At 37.4% G+C, this 19,099-nt stretch carries 18 protein-coding genes and 2 pseudogenes; 17 read left to right on the top strand and 3 right to left on the bottom strand.

Annotation, left to right across the window (positions count from 1 at the left end):
• Positions 1 to 119 precede the first annotated feature (119 nt).
• The 12 genes and pseudogenes from HMPREF0819_RS08255 to HMPREF0819_RS08200 all read left to right on the top strand — a co-directional run bounded on the left by HMPREF0819_RS08255 (position 120) and on the right by HMPREF0819_RS08200 (position 12,766).
• The gene (locus HMPREF0819_RS08255; RefSeq protein ID WP_003067864.1) at positions 120 to 548 is read left to right on the top strand and encodes a PTS sugar transporter subunit IIA; all 429 of its coding nucleotides are present in this window, start codon (positions 120 to 122) and stop codon (positions 546 to 548) included.
• 21 nt (positions 549 to 569) lie between these two features.
• The gene (locus HMPREF0819_RS08250; protein ID WP_003067862.1) at positions 570 to 1,064 is read left to right on the top strand and encodes a PTS sugar transporter subunit IIB; all 495 of its coding nucleotides are present in this window, start codon (positions 570 to 572) and stop codon (positions 1,062 to 1,064) included.
• A 79-nt stretch (positions 1,065 to 1,143) separates the two neighbouring features.
• The gene (locus HMPREF0819_RS08245; protein WP_003067859.1) at positions 1,144 to 1,986 is read left to right on the top strand and encodes a PTS mannose/fructose/sorbose/N-acetylgalactosamine transporter subunit IIC; all 843 of its coding nucleotides are present in this window, start codon (positions 1,144 to 1,146) and stop codon (positions 1,984 to 1,986) included.
• Between the two features lies 1 nt (position 1,987).
• Positions 1,988 to 2,821, top strand: a complete 834-nt coding sequence (locus tag HMPREF0819_RS08240) for a PTS system mannose/fructose/sorbose family transporter subunit IID (protein ID WP_044023481.1) — start codon at positions 1,988 to 1,990, stop codon at positions 2,819 to 2,821.
• 27 nt (positions 2,822 to 2,848) lie between these two features.
• A complete protein-coding gene (locus HMPREF0819_RS08235; protein ID WP_003067854.1) occupies positions 2,849 to 3,133 on the top strand; it encodes a hypothetical protein in 285 nt (94 codons plus the stop codon).
• A gap of 591 nt (positions 3,134 to 3,724) precedes the next feature.
• Positions 3,725 to 5,694, top strand: a pseudogene (locus HMPREF0819_RS08230) (ABC transporter substrate binding protein).
• The gene (locus HMPREF0819_RS08225) at positions 5,694 to 6,497 is read left to right on the top strand and encodes an ABC transporter ATP-binding protein (RefSeq protein ID WP_003067848.1); all 804 of its coding nucleotides are present in this window, start codon (positions 5,694 to 5,696) and stop codon (positions 6,495 to 6,497) included. Before HMPREF0819_RS08230 ends, HMPREF0819_RS08225 begins: the two are co-directional and overlap by 1 nt.
• Positions 6,498 to 6,674: 177 nt before the next feature.
• A complete protein-coding gene (gene groES, locus HMPREF0819_RS08220) occupies positions 6,675 to 6,959 on the top strand; it encodes a co-chaperone GroES (protein WP_003067847.1) in 285 nt (94 codons plus the stop codon).
• 50 nt (positions 6,960 to 7,009) lie between these two features.
• Positions 7,010 to 8,638 (top strand): chaperonin GroEL, encoded by a 1,629-nt coding sequence (groL, locus tag HMPREF0819_RS08215; protein WP_003067845.1) that lies wholly within the window; start codon positions 7,010 to 7,012, stop codon positions 8,636 to 8,638.
• A gap of 140 nt (positions 8,639 to 8,778) precedes the next feature.
• Positions 8,779 to 9,655 (top strand): annotated as a pseudogene (locus HMPREF0819_RS08210) (Rgg/GadR/MutR family transcriptional regulator).
• Positions 9,656 to 10,543: 888 nt separating this feature from the next.
• The gene (locus HMPREF0819_RS08205) at positions 10,544 to 10,828 is read left to right on the top strand and encodes a hypothetical protein (protein ID WP_052295708.1); all 285 of its coding nucleotides are present in this window, start codon (positions 10,544 to 10,546) and stop codon (positions 10,826 to 10,828) included.
• Positions 10,829 to 11,161: 333 nt separating this feature from the next.
• Positions 11,162 to 12,766 carry a zinc ribbon domain-containing protein gene (locus tag HMPREF0819_RS08200; RefSeq protein WP_003067834.1) on the top strand — a complete coding sequence of 535 codons (1,605 nt, stop codon included), beginning with the start codon at positions 11,162 to 11,164 and terminating at the stop codon, positions 12,764 to 12,766.
• Between the two features lie 119 nt (positions 12,767 to 12,885).
• Here HMPREF0819_RS08200 and HMPREF0819_RS08195 read toward each other — a convergent pair whose 3' ends face one another.
• Positions 12,886 to 13,746 carry an RluA family pseudouridine synthase gene (locus HMPREF0819_RS08195; protein WP_003067832.1) on the bottom strand — a complete coding sequence of 287 codons (861 nt, stop codon included), beginning with the start codon at positions 13,744 to 13,746 and terminating at the stop codon, positions 12,886 to 12,888.
• 50 nt (positions 13,747 to 13,796) lie between these two features.
• On the bottom strand, positions 13,797 to 14,000 hold the full coding sequence (locus HMPREF0819_RS08190; protein WP_003067830.1) for a hypothetical protein: 204 nt from the start codon (positions 13,998 to 14,000) through the stop codon (positions 13,797 to 13,799).
• 156 nt (positions 14,001 to 14,156) lie between these two features.
• Between HMPREF0819_RS08190 and pbp2a the strand changes: the two genes are divergently transcribed.
• The 5 genes from pbp2a (at position 14,157) to HMPREF0819_RS08170 (ending at position 18,256) form a co-directional block, all read left to right on the top strand.
• Entirely contained in the window at positions 14,157 to 16,463 is a 2,307-nt protein-coding gene (pbp2a, locus tag HMPREF0819_RS08185; RefSeq protein ID WP_003067829.1) for a penicillin-binding protein PBP2A, read from the top strand.
• 51 nt (positions 16,464 to 16,514) lie between these two features.
• A complete protein-coding gene (gene rpmG, locus HMPREF0819_RS08820; protein WP_003067827.1) occupies positions 16,515 to 16,667 on the top strand; it encodes a 50S ribosomal protein L33 in 153 nt (50 codons plus the stop codon).
• A gap of 64 nt (positions 16,668 to 16,731) precedes the next feature.
• Complete coding sequence (secE, locus tag HMPREF0819_RS08180) at positions 16,732 to 16,908, top strand: preprotein translocase subunit SecE (protein ID WP_003067826.1); 177 nt, start codon at positions 16,732 to 16,734, stop codon at positions 16,906 to 16,908.
• Positions 16,909 to 17,049: 141 nt separating this feature from the next.
• Complete coding sequence (nusG, locus tag HMPREF0819_RS08175; protein WP_021141477.1) at positions 17,050 to 17,589, top strand: transcription termination/antitermination protein NusG; 540 nt, start codon at positions 17,050 to 17,052, stop codon at positions 17,587 to 17,589.
• 181 nt (positions 17,590 to 17,770) lie between these two features.
• Complete coding sequence (locus HMPREF0819_RS08170; protein ID WP_003067822.1) at positions 17,771 to 18,256, top strand: hypothetical protein; 486 nt, start codon at positions 17,771 to 17,773, stop codon at positions 18,254 to 18,256.
• A 104-nt stretch (positions 18,257 to 18,360) separates the two neighbouring features.
• Here HMPREF0819_RS08170 and HMPREF0819_RS08165 read toward each other — a convergent pair whose 3' ends face one another.
• Complete coding sequence (locus HMPREF0819_RS08165; protein WP_003067820.1) at positions 18,361 to 19,077, bottom strand: ion transporter; 717 nt, start codon at positions 19,075 to 19,077, stop codon at positions 18,361 to 18,363.
• Between the last annotated feature and the right edge of the window lie 22 nt (positions 19,078 to 19,099).

Here is a 19,099-nt window from a genome sequence, read left to right as displayed (position 1 = left end):
TAAAAATGACATTTGTCATTTTCAATATGGCGATTGTCATTGCCATGATATGACAATCGAGAGTGTGAAAACGCTTAATACACTGATAGAATAATAGACAGATAAGGAGAGATAAAACTATGAAGTATTTACTACTGGTGAGTCATGGTGGTTTTGCAGAAGGTCTCAAAACTTCTTTGGCTATGTTCGCTGAAGATAAGATGGACCAAGTCATTGCAGTTGGTTTGAAAAACGGAAAAACTGTTGATGATTTTGCGCAAGATTTCAGACAAGCCATTTCAGGTTTGACAGCTGAAGATTCAGTTATCGTTCTTGCAGATATTGTTGGTGGTAGCCCACTTACAACAGCTTGCAGTGTTTTGGACGAACTTGGCAAACTTGATGATGCTGTTATCCTAGGTGGTATGAATTTACCAATGGCAATTACCTCAGCAGTTATGAAAGATATGCTTGAGGGTGACGCTTTCGTTCAAGCTGTTTTGCCAGAAGCTCAAGCAGCTCTTCAAGAATTCAAAATCGCTTCAGATGATGAAGAAGACGACATTTAATAATTAAAAAGGAGATTAACAATGACTGTTTCATTTGTACGTATTGACGACCGTATGATCCACGGCCAAACTGTAACACGCTGGGCAAAAGAATATCCATGTGATGGTTTGATTGCCGTAAACGATGCTGCTGCAAGCAACAAAGTTTTGACACAAGCTTATAAAGGTGCTTCAGACAAGAAAACTTTTGTTTGGACAGTAGATACCTTTGGTAAAAAATCACAAAAAGTTTTGGATTCAGATACAAAATATTTTGTTATCACTAAAAACCCAATTGACATGAAAAAACTTTTGGTTGACCAAGGGTTTGTTCCAAGCGATGTTAAAGAAATCATCGTTGGACCATGTAACGACCGTCCAGGTGCTGTAAAACTTGGTAACAACCAATCAATCACACAAGAAGAAGCTGATGCGATTGAAGCAATCGAAAAAGCAGGTTACAAAGTAAAATTCCAACTTCTACCTGACGTTTCAATTGGTTACTGGTCAGATTTCAAATCTAAATTTGGTTATTAATATTGACAGTTTATCTAGAAGCTAAGGCTTCTGATGACTTAATAAAAAATTTTTTAAATAATATAGGAGAAGAAGTATTATGGCAATTTCTTGGTTCCAAGCAGCCTTATTAGGTTTGTTTGCATGTTTGTCTTCAATGCCTGGTCTTGGTGGTACAACCATTGGTAACTATACTCTTGGTCGTCCATTAGTCGGTGGTCTTGTCTGTGGTCTTATTTTAGGAGATCTTAAAACAGGTATCATTTGTGGTGTGGCAATGCAATTGGTTTACATCGCACTTGTAACTCCTGGTGGTACAGTTTCAGCCGATGTGCGTGCTGTATCTTATATCGGTATTCCTTTGGCAATGGTTGCTATCCATTCACAAGGTTTGTCAGCTGACTCAGCTGATGCAGCTAACTTGGCTAAATCAATGGGTACTCTTGTAGGTACTGTTGGTACAGTTCTTTTCTATGGAACAGCTACAATGAACCTTGTATGGCAACATATTGGTTGGCGTGCTGTTGAAAAAGGAAACTTCAAACAACTTTACAAAGTTGACTGGCTATATCCTTGGATTTCACACATCGTTTTCTCATTTGTTCCAACTTTGATCATGTGTAAACTTGGTGCAACTGCCGTAACAGCAATGAAAGATGCTCTTCCAATGGATGGTATTCCAATGAAAACCCTCTTCACAGTCGGTGCTTTGCTACCATGTGTCGGAATCGCAATTCTTTTGAAACAAATTGTTGAAAAAGCTGTTGACTTTATTCCATTCTTTGTTGGATTTACTTTGGCGGCTTCACTTGGTTTGAACTTGGTTTCATGTGCAGTTATTTCATTAATCTTTGCAGTATTGTTCTACGAACTTGAAATGGCTAAACATGTAAAAGCAACTGCAGCAGCAGATGACTTTGACGATGATGAGGAGGATATCTAAGATGGCTCAAAAAAAATTAACTAAGAAAACTTTAATGAAATCTTTCCATCATTGGTACTATGGTAACTTGACATGTTTCTCACAAGAACACATGCAAACATTTGGTTACCTAACTTCTATGCTACCAATCGTGGAAGAATTATATGATAACAAAGAAGATCAAGCACGTTCAATGCAAACATATACAGCATTCTTCAACACTGAACCTCAACTTGGTGCCCTTATCGTTGGTATCACAGCAGGTCTTGAAGAAGCTCGTGCTAATGGTTCTGAAGAAGTTGATGACGAAACAATCAACGGACTTCGTGCAGGTCTTATGGGACCAGTTGCAGGTATCGGTGACTCTCTTGTCGTTGGTACTTTGATTCCAGTTATCTTAGGTATTGCTCTTGGTCTTTCAACAGGTGGCTCTCCAATCGGTGCAATTTTCTACATCGTTGTATGGAACTTGCTTGCATACCTTGGTATGAAATTTGCATACTTCAAAGGTTATGAACTTGGTGATAAAGCCGTTGAATTCCTAGTTGGTGCTCAAGGTCAAGCTATCCGTAAAGCTGTATCAATCGTTGGTGGTATGGTTGTCGGTGGTGTTGCCGCTACTTGGGTATCAGTTAAAACTTCATTCCAACTTGGTAACGCTAAACACCCATACTTGGTTCTTCAAGACAAATTGGATGCCGTTTATCCAGGTTTCCTAACAGCATTATTCATCGTATTTTGCTGGTGGTTGATGGCTAAGAAAAACATCTCACCAATCAAAGTTATGCTATTGCTCGTAGTTATTGCCTTTATCGGTGTACTTGTTGGTTTCTTCAACCCAGGTTTGTCTTACTAATTTACATACTTCTAGAGGAGAAATATCATGACAAAATCAGAACTTATCAGAGGTTATGAAACTGAAATAGCTTATCAAAAACATATGCTTGAAAATTTAGGTCGTTGGTTGACTTTACTTCTAGCAGTAACAGGTTTAGGATTTTTACTCATTTATTTCTTTAACAAACAAATCATTTTGCTAATTCTCGGTTTTGTCGTGATGATCCTTGGAAGTTTGGGCATGTTAATATTTGGCTATGGTATCTACCATGGTAAGAAAAATCTTGCCAAAGTTATTGACGATTTTGAAACAAAACTCCAATCATTTTAAATCAAAATGTGTAAACACTTTTTAAAAACTATTCTGAAATAACAATACAAAAATTACAATTACTTACTCAAACATTCAACATAAAAAGGTTCCTAGTACGTAATCTCCTTGCTAGGAATCTTTTTATGTTTTATTTTTCTGAATTTTAAAAATATATCGACAAATAGATAAAATAGGGGTAAACTGTAAACAATCAAAAACAATTTACGCAATTCAATACCTAGCACTCATTGATTTGTGAATCTTAGCAGGAGAAAATAGTATGCTTAAAAATTCGTCTATTCTGACTAAAAAACTGAATCGATACTATTACTTTAGTTTCTTTAGATAGACGTTTGTAGCCAATCATGGATGCAAACGTCACCTGCGTTTGTATCTATGAAGCTAAAGCATTTTGACTGTTTTGAAAAAGCCGATTAGATACTTAGAGATTTAACTGGCTTTCAGGTATTTTTTACTTTTTGTTTACGCCAAAAAACCAGTTAGACTTTTGAGCTAGCTGGTTTTTATTGTGGTTGATTTAGGAAAAATTATTAATATCTTGTCTTTGGTTAAGTAAGGCAAGTGGGCAAAAAGTAAAGGTAGGTCACTATGAAAAAATGTTTAGCAGCTTTGATGGCTGTCATGTTAGCCGCACTCACCTTAGGTGGGTGTTCATCATCAAAAAATGCAAATAAAGATGTGGTTCATATTGGGATTCTTCAGTATGTGGAACACCCTTCTCTGAGTGCAGCTCGCAAGGGATTTGTCGCTGAATTAAAAAAAGAAGGATATGTTGATGGGAAAAACCTTAAATTAGATTATGAAAATGCTCAAGGTGACCAGTCAAATCTTCAAACCATTTCAACAAATTTGTTGTCAAATAATGATTTGGTTTTAGGGATTGCGACACCGGCTGCGCAAACATTGTCAAATCTATCAACAGATGTTCCGGTGTTGTTTACAGCAGTAACGGACCCAGTATCAGCAAAATTGGTCAAGACTATGGAAAATCCTGAAGGCATTGCCACAGGAACAAGTGACATGTCTCCAATTTCAAAACAGGTGGAATTACTGCAAAAAATTATGCCTGACGTAAAAAAGTCGGCACCATGTACACAACTAACGAACGTAATTCAGAGGTTCAAGTTGAAGAAGCACAAAAAGAATTTGCTAAAGCTGGAATTGATGTTTTGACAAAAGGAATTTCATCAACAAATGATGTGCAGGACACAGCCAAAAGTTTGATGAGCCAAACACAAGTTTTTTTTATTCCAACAGACAACATGATTGTCAGTGCGATTTCACTAATCACAGAATTGTCAAAAGAAATGAAAGTTTCTGTTGTCGGTGGTTCAGCAGATATCGTTGAGCAAGGCGTGCTCGGTACTTACGGTGCCAACTACGAAGCGCTTGGTCGTCAAACAGCAAAATTAGCAGTGCGTATCATTAAGGGTGAAGATGTTAGCAAGGTTTCAGCAGAATACCCTAAAACACTTAGCGTTGTTGCAAATGATGACATGGCTAAAACACTTGGCATTGATCTGACTAGCATTAAGGATGAATCAACAGAAGCTTCTTCTGAAGAATCACAGACAGCTACGGCAGATAGTAGCAAAGCAACAACAGCTACTCCTAAAAAATCAAGTCAGTCTGATAAGAAAACGTCAAATGCTTGGCTTGATATTATCCTAACTGCTATTTCCCAAGGTCTTTTGTGGGCGATTATGGCGATTGGGGTGTTCATTACTTTCCGTATTTTGGATATTGCTGACCTTTCAGCGGAAGGCTCATTCCCTCTCGGAGCAGCTTCAACAGCAATCATGATTGTCAATGGTATCAACCCGATGATTGCGACTATTGGTGGTTTTGTGGCTGGTATGCTTGCAGGAGCAGTAGCCGGTTTCTTGAATACTAAGATGAAAATTCCAGTCTTGTTAACAGGTATTATCGTCTTGACAGCTCTTTATTCTGTTAATCTTTTGGTTTTAGGAAGTGCCAACGTGTCACTAGCTGGGCAAACAACTTTGGTTACAGTATTGACATTAGCACTCAGTCTTTCAAAACTTAATGCTGTGATTTTGATTGGTGTGATTTTTGTAGCTTTGGTAATTCTTTTACTTGTTGTGTTGTTGAACACGCAACTAGGACTTGCTCTTCGTGCGACAGGAGACAACCTTGCTATGAGGGAGGCAAATGGGATTAAAGTTAACCGTATGAAAATCTTTGGTTACATGATTTCAAATGGCTTGATTGCTCTTGCAGGCTCACTTTTAGTACAAAATAATGGCTACGCTGATATGAATATGGGAACAGGAACAATCGTTAACGGCTTCGCCTCTATTATTCTTGCGGAAGTCATCGTCAAATACTTGCCGCTTGGTAAACGTCTCTGGTCAATCGTTCTTGGCTCAATCTTGTATCGCTTGGTTCTTGTAATCATTTTAGCCATGAACGTGGATGCTCAAATGCTAAAACTAGCATCAGCAGTTCTTCTTGCTCTTATTCTCTACGTTCCAGAAATTAGAAACAAACTTCACATTAAACCCTCAAAAACATTGACACCAGGAGGTAACGAATAATGGCACTTTTAAGCTTATCAACTATTCATAAAACATTTGAAAAAGGTACGGTCAACGAAAATCACGTGTTATGTGGTCTTGATTTGGACATTGAACAAGGGGATTTCATCTCTGTCATTGGTGGAAATGGTGCTGGAAAATCAACGCTGATGAATTCTATTGCAGGCGTTGTTGAGATTGATGAAGGAGATATTCTTCTGGAAGGAGAATCTATTCGTAAGGCTTCAGTTGCCGCACGTTCAAAAGATATTAGCCGTGTTTTCCAAGATTCACGCATGGGAACAGCGACGAATCTAACCATTGAAGAAAATATGGCAATAGCCTACCGTCGCGGTAAAAAACGCAGTTTCTTTAAAAAATCAATCACAGAAACAGAACGTCAATTGTTCAAGGAAAAGTTAGCCGAGCTTGGTTTAGGTTTGGAAAATCGCATAAAAACAGATGCGGCATTTCTATCAGGTGGTCAACGTCAAGCATTGACTCTTGCTATGGCGACCTTGGTTCGACAAAAAATTCTTCTTCTTGATGAACACACAGCCGCGCTTGACCCAAAAACGAGTGACATGGTTATGCAGCTGACTAAAAAAGTAGTTGAAGAACAAGAACTTACAACCTTGATGATTACTCACAACATGGAACATGCTATCGAGTACGGTAACCGTCTGGTCATGCTTTATCATGGTAAAATCGTTGTTGATGTTCGTGGTGAAGAAAAGAAAAATCTCACCGTCGCACAACTCATGGATCTCTTCCACAAAAACAGTGGTCAAGTCCTAAACGATGACGCTTTGGTTTTGAGATAAAATAGTAAAAGCTGAGCAAAACTTCCTTTTGACAATGAGGAAATAGGCTCAGCTTATTTTTGATAAATAGTGTTTTTTTCTTGACTATTTCTGACCAAGTGTTAGAATAGTTTTTGTAGACATTAGCACTCTAGTACAAAGAGTGCTAACGATAATAAAAATATTGGAGGCAAAAGCATGTTGAAACCATTAGGTGACCGTGTGGTCTTGAAAGTTGAAGAAGAAAAAGAACAAACAGTTGGTGGTTTTGTCCTTGCTGGCGCAGGCAAAGAAAGAACTCAAACAGCAACTGTTGTAGCTGTTGGTACAGGTGCTCGTACATTGACAGGTGAATTGGTAGCACCAAGTGTTGCAGCTGGCGATAAAGTTATTATCGAAAACGGTGCAGGTGTCGAAGTAAAAGATGGTGAAGACACTGTGACTGTCGTTCGTGAAGCTGAAATTTTAGCCGTATTGGCGTAAGATAGATTAATAAAATAGTATATTAATAGAAATCAAACAGAGGAATAGATATGGCAAAAGATATTAAATTTTCATCAGATGCACGTGCAAGCATGATGCGTGGGGTAGATATTTTAGCAGATACAGTTAAAGTAACCTTAGGCCCTAAAGGTCGTAACGTAGTTCTTGAAAAATCATTTGGCTCACCACTTATCACAAATGATGGTGTCACAATCGCCAAAGAAATCGAACTAGAAGACCATTTTGAAAACATGGGAGCAAAACTTGTATCAGAAGTTGCTTCTAAAACAAATGACATTGCTGGTGACGGTACAACAACTGCCACAGTTTTGACACAAGCAATCGTTCGCGAAGGTCTTAAAAATGTTACTGCAGGTGCTAACCCAATCGGTATCCGTCGTGGTATCGAATCAGCTGTCGCTGTTGCAGTTGACGAATTGAAAGCTATTGCTCAACCAGTTGCTAACAAAGAAGCTATTGCACAAGTTGCTGCGGTTTCATCACGTTCTGAAAAAGTTGGTGAATACATTTCAGAAGCTATGGAAAAAGTTGGTAACGATGGTGTTATCACAATCGAAGAATCACGTGGTATGGAAACAGAACTTGATGTGGTAGAAGGTATGCAATTTGACCGTGGTTACCTTTCACAATACATGGTTACCGACAATGAAAAAATGGTTGCAGACCTTGAAAATCCATACATCTTGATTACAGATAAGAAAATCTCAAACATTCAAGATATCTTGCCACTTCTTGAAGAGGTTCTTAAAACAAGTCGTCCACTTCTTATCATCGCTGATGACGTTGATGGTGAAGCTCTTCCAACACTTGTACTTAACAAAATCCGTGGTACTTTCAACGTTGTAGCTGTTAAAGCTCCTGGATTTGGTGACCGTCGTAAAGCTATGCTTGAAGATATCGCTATTTTGACTGGTGCGACTGTTATCACAGAAGACCTTGGTCTTGATTTGAAAGATGCTAACATGACAGCTCTTGGTCAAGCTGCTAAAGTAACGGTTGATAAAGACAGTACTGTTATTGTTGAAGGTGCTGGTGATGCGACAGCTATCGCTAACCGTGTTAACGTGATTAAATCACAACTTGCTTCAACAACATCAGAATTTGACCGTGAAAAATTGCAAGAACGTTTGGCTAAATTAGCTGGTGGTGTTGCAGTCATCAAAGTTGGTGCAGCCACAGAAACTGCTCTTAAAGAAATGAAATTGCGTATCGAAGACGCGCTTAACGCTACACGCGCAGCCGTTGAAGAAGGTATCGTTGCAGGTGGTGGTACAGCCCTTGTTAACGTCATTTCAAAAGTAGCTGAACTTGAACTTGAAGGTGATGAAGCTACAGGTCGTAACATTGTTCTTCGTGCTCTTGAAGAACCAGTTCGCCAAATTGCTTTCAACGCTGGTTATGAAGGTTCAGTTATCATTGAACGCTTGAAAAATTCAGAAGTTGGTACAGGATTTAACGCTGCTAACGGTGAATGGGTGAACATGGTTGAAGCTGGTATCATTGACCCAGTTAAAGTAACTCGTTCAGCTCTTCAAAATGCTGCTTCAGTAGCAAGCCTTATCCTTACAACAGAAGCTGTTGTTGCTAACCATCCAGAACCTGCTGCTAAAGCACCAGCTGCACCAGGAATGGATCCATCAATGATGGGCGGATTCTAATCTGAATAACGAATAAATAGAAGAACACCTCATTTGAGGTGCTCTTTTTGTATGTCCGCATATCTTAGTTAAAAATTTGATATAATGAAGAAAAGAAATCTTGATAAAGGAGGTGTGCTGTAGTGGACGAAAAAGAATTGATGAGTTTAGGTGAATTATACCGCGACCTGCGTGTGGCGCTTGGTTTGAAGTTGAGAGACGTTGCGCATGATGGTTTATCAGTGTCACAATTATCAAAATTTGAAAATGGGAAAAGCATGCTGACGGCAGATAAGTTATTAACAGCTATTTCAGGCATTCACATGAGCTTTTCAGAATTTGGTTATGCTCTTAATCATTACCGAGCAAGCTCTTATCACAAAATCGGAAATCAGCTAGCAACTTTGCAAATTGCTGGGGATATTGCTGGTTTGAAAGACATGCTCAAACATTTTGAGGCTAGTGATTATTTTGACACTACAATCGCTTGACTCGAATTGATATTGTCAGTGCCATTTATTCTCTTGATTCGAGTTACGAGATTAAAGAAGATGACAAGCAGTTTTTGACACATTATCTTTATGGTATTGAGCAGTGGACCAGTGGACAGAGTATGAGCTTTATCTTTTTGGAAATACCATGTCAATTTTGTCCAATGATGATTTGATTTTCTTGGGGAAAGCATTTGCTGAGCGTGACGAATTTTACCTTGTGCTTCCTCAGCATAAAAAAGCAGCGCAGCTTACTTTTATCAATATCATTTTGACTTTGATTGAGCGCAAGCAACTTTACTACACAAAGTATTTTTTAAATAAGCTTGAGAGCATGATTAATTATCAAGATATATTTACCGTGATTTTTTTGACCTTTTTAAAAGATACTTTAGCTTATCTGAAAGGCGAGTCTGATGATGTTATGCCGATGAGAGATTGTATTGAAATGGTCGAAAAGCTTGGAAACTCTACTATGGCAAAGCTTTTAGAAACGCATTTAGAGACTTTTCTTGATTTATACAAAAAAGACTGGGAATTTCCCTAGTCTTAACTTTAGAGAGAACAAAAATTGGATTAGAAAGGCCAAATTCTAAATGTTAGAAGAATTGTTAAGGGTAAAATTAATTTCTTTACCATATTGCTGACCTCCTTAGCTATTATTTTACCTTAAAAAGGGGGTAAAACAGGAAATTATCATATATGAAAATATAGAATACAAATTTTCATATTTGCGAATTTGGGATAATAGATTTTTTTCATGGTATATTATATCCGTAAGTATTTGAGATACTTACGTGGAGTGATACTTTACTTTGTTAGGCAAGCGTTTTTCATATGAAAGGGTCAATTGTTTGGGGGCTTTTGATTTTTGGGAGTCATATGAAAAACAAGTATCATTTCAAAGGGATGGATCTTATCCAGGAGAATTAGCATTTGCTAATAATGGCATCTTGATTGTAGGATTGAGATGTACAAGCCATATCTTTTTTTCTTGATTGAGCGACACCTTCTGTAGTATTAGTAGTATTATACGTTCAATGACAAAATTAGTACATTTCCGAGAGATATGACATGAGATGGGGTTTATCGAGAGTGTTTAAGCTCTTTGATTGTTCACACATTGAAATCATTTTATAAACATTCTCATAGACTTATTTTTAACATCATATTTTCGGTCGGGGGCAGCTGAAAATATGTTGGTGTAGCTTGACTGTATAACTTTCTGAAAAGACTGACAGCTACACTAAAAAACTTAGAAAAAACGAATTCTTTGATTTGGTAGAGCTCGTTTTTTTATTTTATTTTCTTATATGATAATTTTAGATAATTATAATAATCTGTGCTAAACTAAGTGCGTAAACGACTTTGCGTTTGCGAGTTTATTCCAGTAAAAGTGTCGTAAAAATTCTTTCAAATTTTGTAGGTGATGACTATGATGACACGAAAAGTTGACGAAGAATTTTTAGACTTATTGACTAAGGTGCAGCAACTCGAATCTGTACAAAAGGATAAGGAATTTTATGACTTAATTTCTCTTGCTGCTGACAAAATACAAAAGGGTGCTAATTTGGATATTGAGATTATGCGATTAGGATCATTTATTAACAAATACTTAGTTTCTAACCCTTCTCAAGAATTAGTTGACCTGCAGTTATTTATGCAAAAAAGAGCCAATCGCTACAAAGGATGGCTCAATGTTACCGGCTGGTTTTCTTAAGTAATTTATGATAGTTTTTAGCTATTTTTAACAAGTAAAATAATCGTAAAAAAATGGTGTCTGTAGTATACTAAGTTTAGAAAATATTGGTTTAGTTTTAGATATGCTTACTGTATGAAGGGAGTAGGCTTATGATGTTTTGGTTAGGTGTTGCAGGTGCTGTTTTAGGTGCGATTTATCTTGTTATTGTGGATAACAAAGATGATTTTTGAATGACGAGGGTGGCTTTTTGAGCCGCCTTTTTATGTCACAGGTGTGATTTTTTTGTAACAGTAGTTTAAAAACTTTTTGGTATGATGATAGCTCAAGTTTTGTTAGGATAGGGAGAGAAAAATGATTAAGTTTAAACACAAGAAAATTTGGCTTCCTAGTTTGATTGTGGGAATTTTATTGCTTATCTTTGTGGTTTGGGGAAGTTTTCATTACTCTAAAAAACAAGTGATTAAAGAGTATGTGGCAGCTTATCAAAAATCGGGTGATACTTTTGATAATATCAAAGGTTATGTGGTTTGGGCAGATAATAACGAAAAAGTCACAACTGATGAAGCTAAGTATGCTACGTTTAAAAAACTCTCAAAAGCAGAAGCAAATCAGCTTAGCCAAGATTTGCAAGATGCAGGTTCTTCAAATAACCAATATGTTAAAAAAGTTGGGCAGAAGTTTTTGATTTTTCCAAACTACCGTATCGCTTTGAAACCTTTGAATTTGACAATTAAGACAAACGTCAATAAGGTTGATATTTTGTTAAATGAAAAGAAAGTCGCAGTCAGCGACTCAGAAGATTATAGCGTGACGCTTGAGCGTTTGCCAATTGCTGATTACACAGCAAGTATTTTTGGGAAATATAATGGCAAGCCAGTTGAACTTAGCAAAGCGTATGACGGTGAGAATAATCTTCTTGATCTGTCAGTTAGCTTTAAATCTTTTAAAGTGACAAGTAATTTAACTGATGGTGAGCTTTATTTTGATGATACGCGCGTGGGCACCTTGGAAAATAGGGAATATGATGTTAGTGATTACCCATTGACTGACTCTGCTAAAGCCTATGTTAAGAAAAAATTCTCAGATGGTGATTTGAAATCACAAAAACAAGCTCTCTCAAGTATTTCTGATGGGGATACTGTTGCTTTGGACGCTGAGGGATTGTTGGACAATGAAACGGCTGGTAAAGTGTTAGTATCAGCTTTTGACCAAATGATTTTGTATTTGAATGCTGGACAAGATTCATCAATAGTAGCGACGGTCTTTGAAGATGGTGCTAATAATGAGTTTTACAAAGGCTTGAAAGAAAGTATCACAGCTAAGATGCAGACTGATAGCCGCAAGGCAACAAGTCTGACCGTCCCAAATATCGTTTTGACAAATCTCACACAGGTTGGTAAAGAATCTTACGTGGCTGGCTTTACAGCGACTTATGATTTTCATTACGATAAATCAACAGATACTGAAAAACAAAGCTCAGGTGATGTTATTCAAACTCTAGAAGGAAAATTGACGCTGAAAAAATCAGGCGCAAATTACTTGGTAGCAAATTCAGGGCAAAGAAGCATCACAGTAACTGGTGAAGACAATCAAATCAAGGTAGATTCAGTTCTGCCAGAAGCTATGCTTGGAACATGGAAAGTTGATGACAAGAGTGACACATCATTTACCTTCGATGCTGACGGAACAATCACCCAATCAACTAAAAATAATAAAAGACAAACTAAAGTTACTGGAGTTGAAGACAAAGGCAATAATATCTATCACTATGTTTACGGAGATGATACTGATACGAGTGCTTTTGTTGTCAGTAGTCTTGGTGGCGTTGGTGTTAAGTATACTTTTGGTATTAAAATCGACGGTGATAAGCTTAGATTAGTTGTTTGGCAAGCTAATAAAGATGATGATTTTGATTACAGCAAGCCAATGCTTGGAAGTACTTTAAGTAAGAAATAAGAAAAGGAAGCAGAAGTGTAAAAGTTGATTTATCAACGCATTCGAACCCACTTAACCATTGCGTTTTGCTTATTATAATTGCATAAATAAAAGAGGTTGGGACAAAAGTCACCAACCTCTTAATGTAATCCTGCTTCAAATGTTTTTGAGATCGCTTCGACACTGATTTTTTCAAGGGTAAATGGATGTGTGAAACTGAGTTTGTGCGCGTGGAGCATAAGGCGTTTAGCAGGAATTTTGCTATAAAGAGGGTCTCCGATAATGGCGTGATTGTGTGCTGATAAATGCACGCGGATTTGGTGGGTACGCCCAGTTTTTAAACGGCATTTGACCAGTGTCCCTTTTTTGAAGGTTTTAAGCCGGTCAACAATTGTCAGGGCGGTTTGTCCGTTTTTGCGGTCGACGACACGTTTTCTGCGGTCGTGACGGTCACGTCCGATTTTATCTTGAAAGACTTGATGTTTTGGCTCGAATTTTCCTTGTGCTAAAGCCCAGTATTCACGAGAAATGTCTTTATTTTCAAGGAGTCGGTTGAGGATTGGTAGCACAAAAGGGTTCTTAGCGAACATGACAGCTCCGCTAGTTTCCATATCTAAGCGGTGAATGACGTAGCAAGTTTTACCAACGTAAGCAGAGACATGGTTGAGTAGGGCAATTTCATTTGGTTCATTGCCGTGAGTTTTCATGCCTTCTGGCTTGTTTACGATGATGAGATGTTCATCTTCGTAGAGGCAATCGACAAGCTCAGCCTGCCCAAAAGGAATCTCTTTCTGTGGATAATCATCGTCATCGAAGATTAATTGAATGGTGTCACCAGTTTTGACGAGGCTTTGCCAATTAATCATTTCACCATTGATGAGTAGGTGCTTTTTGGTACGTAGAAAATGACGAATTTTTCGTGGAATCAGTAAGTGTTCTTCTAGAAGTTCTTTGACTGTGCAGTCAGGGTATGGATTTTTAATCGTAAATGATAAAGTCATGGCACTATTATAACACGCAAGCAAGCAAAAACGCATCTTGTCAGATGCGCTTATTTTTTGTTGTCTTTTTTTTCGTGGAGCCAGTCGTCATATTTTTCTAGCAAGTTTACCGCCATTTGTACGGCAACTGCCATTGAGTAAGCTTCTGTGCCTTCGGCTTCACTTTCAGAAACTTCGATTTTAGTTTCATCGTAAACAGCTTTTAAACTATCGTGAGACAATGTTTTTTTGAATGCGTCAAATCCTTTAGACATAATAAATCCTTTCTAATACTTTTTTGAGTATTGTGGACAGATAAGTTGATTGCGTTTTATTAATTTTATTTTACCACAAATGACTTGAAAACGTTGTAATCAAGATGTAATCCTTTTACATCTGACGATTTTTAAAAGAACTGCTATAATGTGGTTATGACAAAATTTAAATTGATTAAAGAAAAGGTTCTTTCTTTTTTGAAAACAGCAAAAGAAGAACTACCTTTCAAAAATCACACCAGCCAAGAAAATGACAACGATGATTATTTGGCTGATGATTTGACTGATATTGAAGAGGAAACGGAGCAAGAAACTCCGACTTATCAACGAAGTAAAAGTTATCACGAAAAAGCTAAAAAACAGCCGGCTTGGTTGCAAAAAATTTCACGCTTTATACCATCACCTAAAAATCCGATTAGACGGTTTTGGCGTCGCTATCGTATTGGCAAAATCTTGCTTATCCTTGTTGGTATCGTGGTTTTAGCTATCGGCTCTTATTTGTTTGTGATTGCTAAGTCAACCAATGTTTCTGATTTGCAAGACGCTTTGAAGGCAACAACTGTGATTTATGACAAAGATAATAATCAAGTTGGTTCTCTTTCAGGGCAAAAAGGAACTTACGTTGAGCTCGATGCTATCAGTGATAACATGAAAAATGCAGTTATCGCAACTGAAGACCGTTCTTTTTATAAAAATGGTGGGATTAATTATTCACGTTTCTTCTTAGCTCTATTTACCATGGGTCATTTTGGTGGTGGGTCAACCATCACACAACAATTGGCTAAAAATGCTTATTTGAGCCAAGAACAGACGGTCACACGTAAGGCAAAAGAATTTTTCCTTGCTATCGAATTGACGAAGAAATACAGCAAAGATGATATTTTGACCATGTATTTGAACAATGCTTATTTTGGAAATTCGGTTTGGGGAATTGAGGATGCTAGTCAGAAATATTTTGGGACAAGCGCAGCTAATTTAACGATTGAACAATCAGCCATCTTAGCTGGTATGCTGAAAGGTCCTGAGATTTATAATCCTTATTATTCTGTGGAAAATGCGACGAACCGCCGTAACACAGTTCTAGGTGTTATGGTTGATGCTGGTAAGATTACGCAAGCGGAAGCTGACCAAGCTAAGCAAGTGAATATCGCTGATGAATTGAATGATACCTATACTGGAAATTCTGACGATTACCAATATGGTTCGTACTTCGATGCAGTTATCCAAGAAGCTCAAGAAAAATATGGCCTATCAGAAAATGATATTGTCAATAACGGCTACAAGATTTACACAGAGCTTGACCAAAATTATCAAGCCAATATGCAGGCAGTTTTTGATGATACGTCATACTTCCCAGTGTCTGACTATGACGGTCAAACAGCTCAAGGAGCAAGCGTTGCTATGGACCCTGCAACAGGAGCGGTACGTGGTTTGGTTGGGCGAGTAAGTCCAAGTTCATCAACTTTCCGTAGCTTTAACTATGCGACACAAGCTTCGCGTAGCCCAGGTTCAACGATTAAGCCACTTGTTGTGTATTCTCCAGCGGTTGCGTCAGGCTACGCTATTACCAAAGAATTGCCCAATACTGTCCAAGATTATGACGGCTACAGCCCAACGAACTATGCAGGAATTGAGACAGCGGATCTCCCAATGTACCAAGCCCTTGCTAATTCGTATAACATTCCAGCTGTTTATTTGTTAAATAAAATTGGAGTTAGCAAAGGTATTAGCTATGCTAAGAAATTTGGACTTGATATGAAAAATGTTAAGGAAGAATTGGGAATTGCTCTTGGTGGTGGTGTGACTACTAACCCGCTTGAAATGGCGCAAGCTTATGCAACTTTTGCAAATGATGGCGTCATGCCGAAAGGACATTTGATTTCAAAAATTGAAAATGCTAGCGGTGATGTTGTTGCAGAATTTAAGCCGGCTACTAAGCGCGTGCTCAGCAAATCAGTTTCAGATAAGATGACAAGCATGATGCTTGGAACCTTCTCAAATGGTTCAGCGGTTAATGCCAATGCTTATGGCTATACAATTGCTGGTAAGACAGGTACTGTTGAAGCAAGCTTTAATGAAGATTTGACGAGTGACCAATGGGTTATCGGCTACACACCAGATGTTGTTATTGCACAGTGGATTGGTTATGATTCGACAGATGAAAACCACTATCTGACTGATGCAAGTTCAGGGACAGCTTCGACAATTTTTAGTGCCGTCGCAAGCAGCATTCTGCCATACACTGCAGGAACAGAATTTACTGTTGAAAATGCTTATAGTCAAAACGGTTATGACCTTGTCTACAGTGCAGATGGTCAAGCAAGTACAAGCCAATCATCAAGTTCTGATAATATTCTTGATAAAGTTCAAGATTCAGCTCAAGATGCTGGTGAAAAGATTGGACAAGCTGTTAAAGATGCTTGGGATAGTTTCTCAAATTGGTTTAGTCAACAGACAAACTAGCTGACTTGTCAAAATAAGAAAAACATGATAAAATAAAGTCTCGGAGGAATTATGGCACAGAAAAAAGCAAGTTTAGCTTGTACAGAATGTGGAAGCCGTAACTACTCTATCGGAGTTAGTAGCAACCCCAAACCTGTACGACTAGAAGTTAATAAATATTGTAAACATTGTAAAAAATACACGCTACACAAAGAAACACGATAATTTGTAGCGGTCATTCTCAGCTTTAGAGTAATGAGCGAGATGATAGAATAAGGAGGAGTCGCCTGTGGCATTCATTAAGGGAGTTTTTACGATTTTAAGTGATACAACTTGGCCAGATCGTAAACAACGTTGGAAAGATTATATCTCTGTACTTGAATATACAGCATTCTTTACCATTGTTATTTTCATTTTCGATAAATTGCTCTCACTGGGAGTGATGGATTTATTAAATCGATTTTAAGACATAAGCTGGGTTTTGCCCAGCTTTTTTGTGTACACATTTGGCAGTAATTCGTTGACAGCGCTAGCGATTTTTCCTATAATAAAATAAAGAAAAACACCCAAGGAGCCTCTAAAGGGCTTTTTTATAATGGAGGAAATTATGTTAGATTCTTTTGATAAAGGTTGGTTTGTGCTACAAACTTACTCTGGTTACGAAAACAAAGTTAAAGAAACACTTTTGCAACGTGCACAAACTTACAACATGTTGGATAACATCTTGCGTGTTGAAATCCCAACACAAACTGTTAACGTTGAAAAAAATGGTAAAATCAAAGAAGTTGAAGAAAATCGCTTCCCTGGTTATGTTTTGGTTGAAATGGTTATGACAGACGAAGCTTGGTTCGTTGTTCGTAACACTCCAAACGTTACTGGTTTCGTTGGTTCACACGGTAACCGTTCAAAACCAACTCCACTTTTGGAGGAAGAAATCCGTTCAATCCTTATCTCAATGGGTCAAACTGTTGATGTTGTTGATACAAACATTAAAGCTGGTGATGTGGTTCAAATCATCGACGGTGCTTTTGCTGGTCAAGAAGGACGTGTTGTAGAAATCGAAAACAACAAAGTTAAATTGATGATTAACATGTTTGGTACTGAAACACAAGCTGAATTGGAACTTTACCAAATCGCTGAATTGTAATATCAAAAAGCTGAGCTCTTTTAAGAGTTCAGCTTTTTAGTTATTTTTGCTTTTTAAGACTAGTAAAAGTTATTAGCGGATAATGTTTATGATAAATAATTTATAATTTAACTTGACATTATATATATAATGTATGGGAATTATTGCTTAGAAAAATACTATAGTCTGGAGATGTTGTATTGTGAAGAAAAAAAGCAGCGGAATGCTCGGAAAATTAGGAGGTTTACTTGGAGGAGTATCTTCAATAGATTTTGCTGGAGATATTATAAAAGAAGCTGCACCTATGATTGAAAAAAGCTTAGATAGAAGATATGAGAAAAAACAAAGTCTTGTACAGCTATCCAACGTTATTGATATTGATGTAGATAAAGCAAGTAGCATTATAGAAGAAGCTGGTTTTAAAGTAGTTACACTTCAAGCCAAGCCAAACGTCAGATACGCCAACAATAAAAATAATGAGGTTGTGATGACAGAATCTAAAGCTGGGCCTGTTGCCCCTGGTTCGCTTGTTAAAGTTTATTATGTTACCGAAGAAGCCATCAAAGAAAGTAATAAATTGAAGTTAGAACAAGCTGTAAAAGTAGAGGACTTACTGAATACAGCACAAGCTGTAAAAAAAGCAGCAACTTCTACTTTTACGTCATACATTAACAAAGAAGATTTATAATATTTTAATGATTCCTTATCGTATATGTAACCTTTAGAAATTTAAATTTTAGCGAGAACAATTTAGTTCTTGCTTTTTTTAATCCCTATGAAATTTTCTAGTATCTAATGTTTGTGTCTGTGTCGTCGTGTCTCGATTTCTTCTAGGTAACCTGCGGTCATGATGCTGACAGGCAGTGCGATGATAGCAACGCCAAGGATTGATGAAATCATAGTGATTAATTTTCCGATGCCAGAGACGGCGTAAATATCTCCGTAGCCAACGGTTGTCAGAGAAATGGTTGCCCAGTAAAGGGCGTCAAAGAAATTATTAAAAGTTGTTGGCTCAACATTGAAAATGACGAGAGCTGAGATGAAAATATAAATGACAACTAAGGCACCAACAATTAACAAAGACTCTTTTTGCTTTTTAAGAACATGAATGAGCATGTTAATGCTTCTAGAATAACGAAAGAGTTTGAATACACGAACCGTACGAATCATACGCACGATTTTGAACAATCGAAAAGTGTTATTCCAAAATTGCAGAGAAGACAAAATCGCAACAAGGTCTGTAATAGCAAGGAAAGTAAAAGGATATTTGATGAAAGAAATTTTTCCTTGCTTGAGTTTAAAGTCTGCAGTCATAAGACGTAGTATATAATCGATGATGAAAATAAGAGTGGTTACATTTTCCAGAACCGCATAAAAAGTTGAATGTGTTTTGATGGTTAAAGGAAGCAAGCTCGCAATAATAACAATGACCATGAAAATGTCATAAATCTTTTCAACGGTGGTGACGTTTTTGGTTGGTTCAATGATGTCGTAAATTTTCTTTCTCATATTAGCTCCTTTAGCTTGTTAG

The organism is Streptococcus equinus ATCC 9812, from assembly GCF_000187265.1.
Lineage (GTDB): Bacteria > Bacillota > Bacilli > Lactobacillales > Streptococcaceae > Streptococcus > Streptococcus equinus.
Note: the sequence above shows the minus strand (reverse complement) of the source record. Positions and strands in the feature narration are given on the sequence as shown.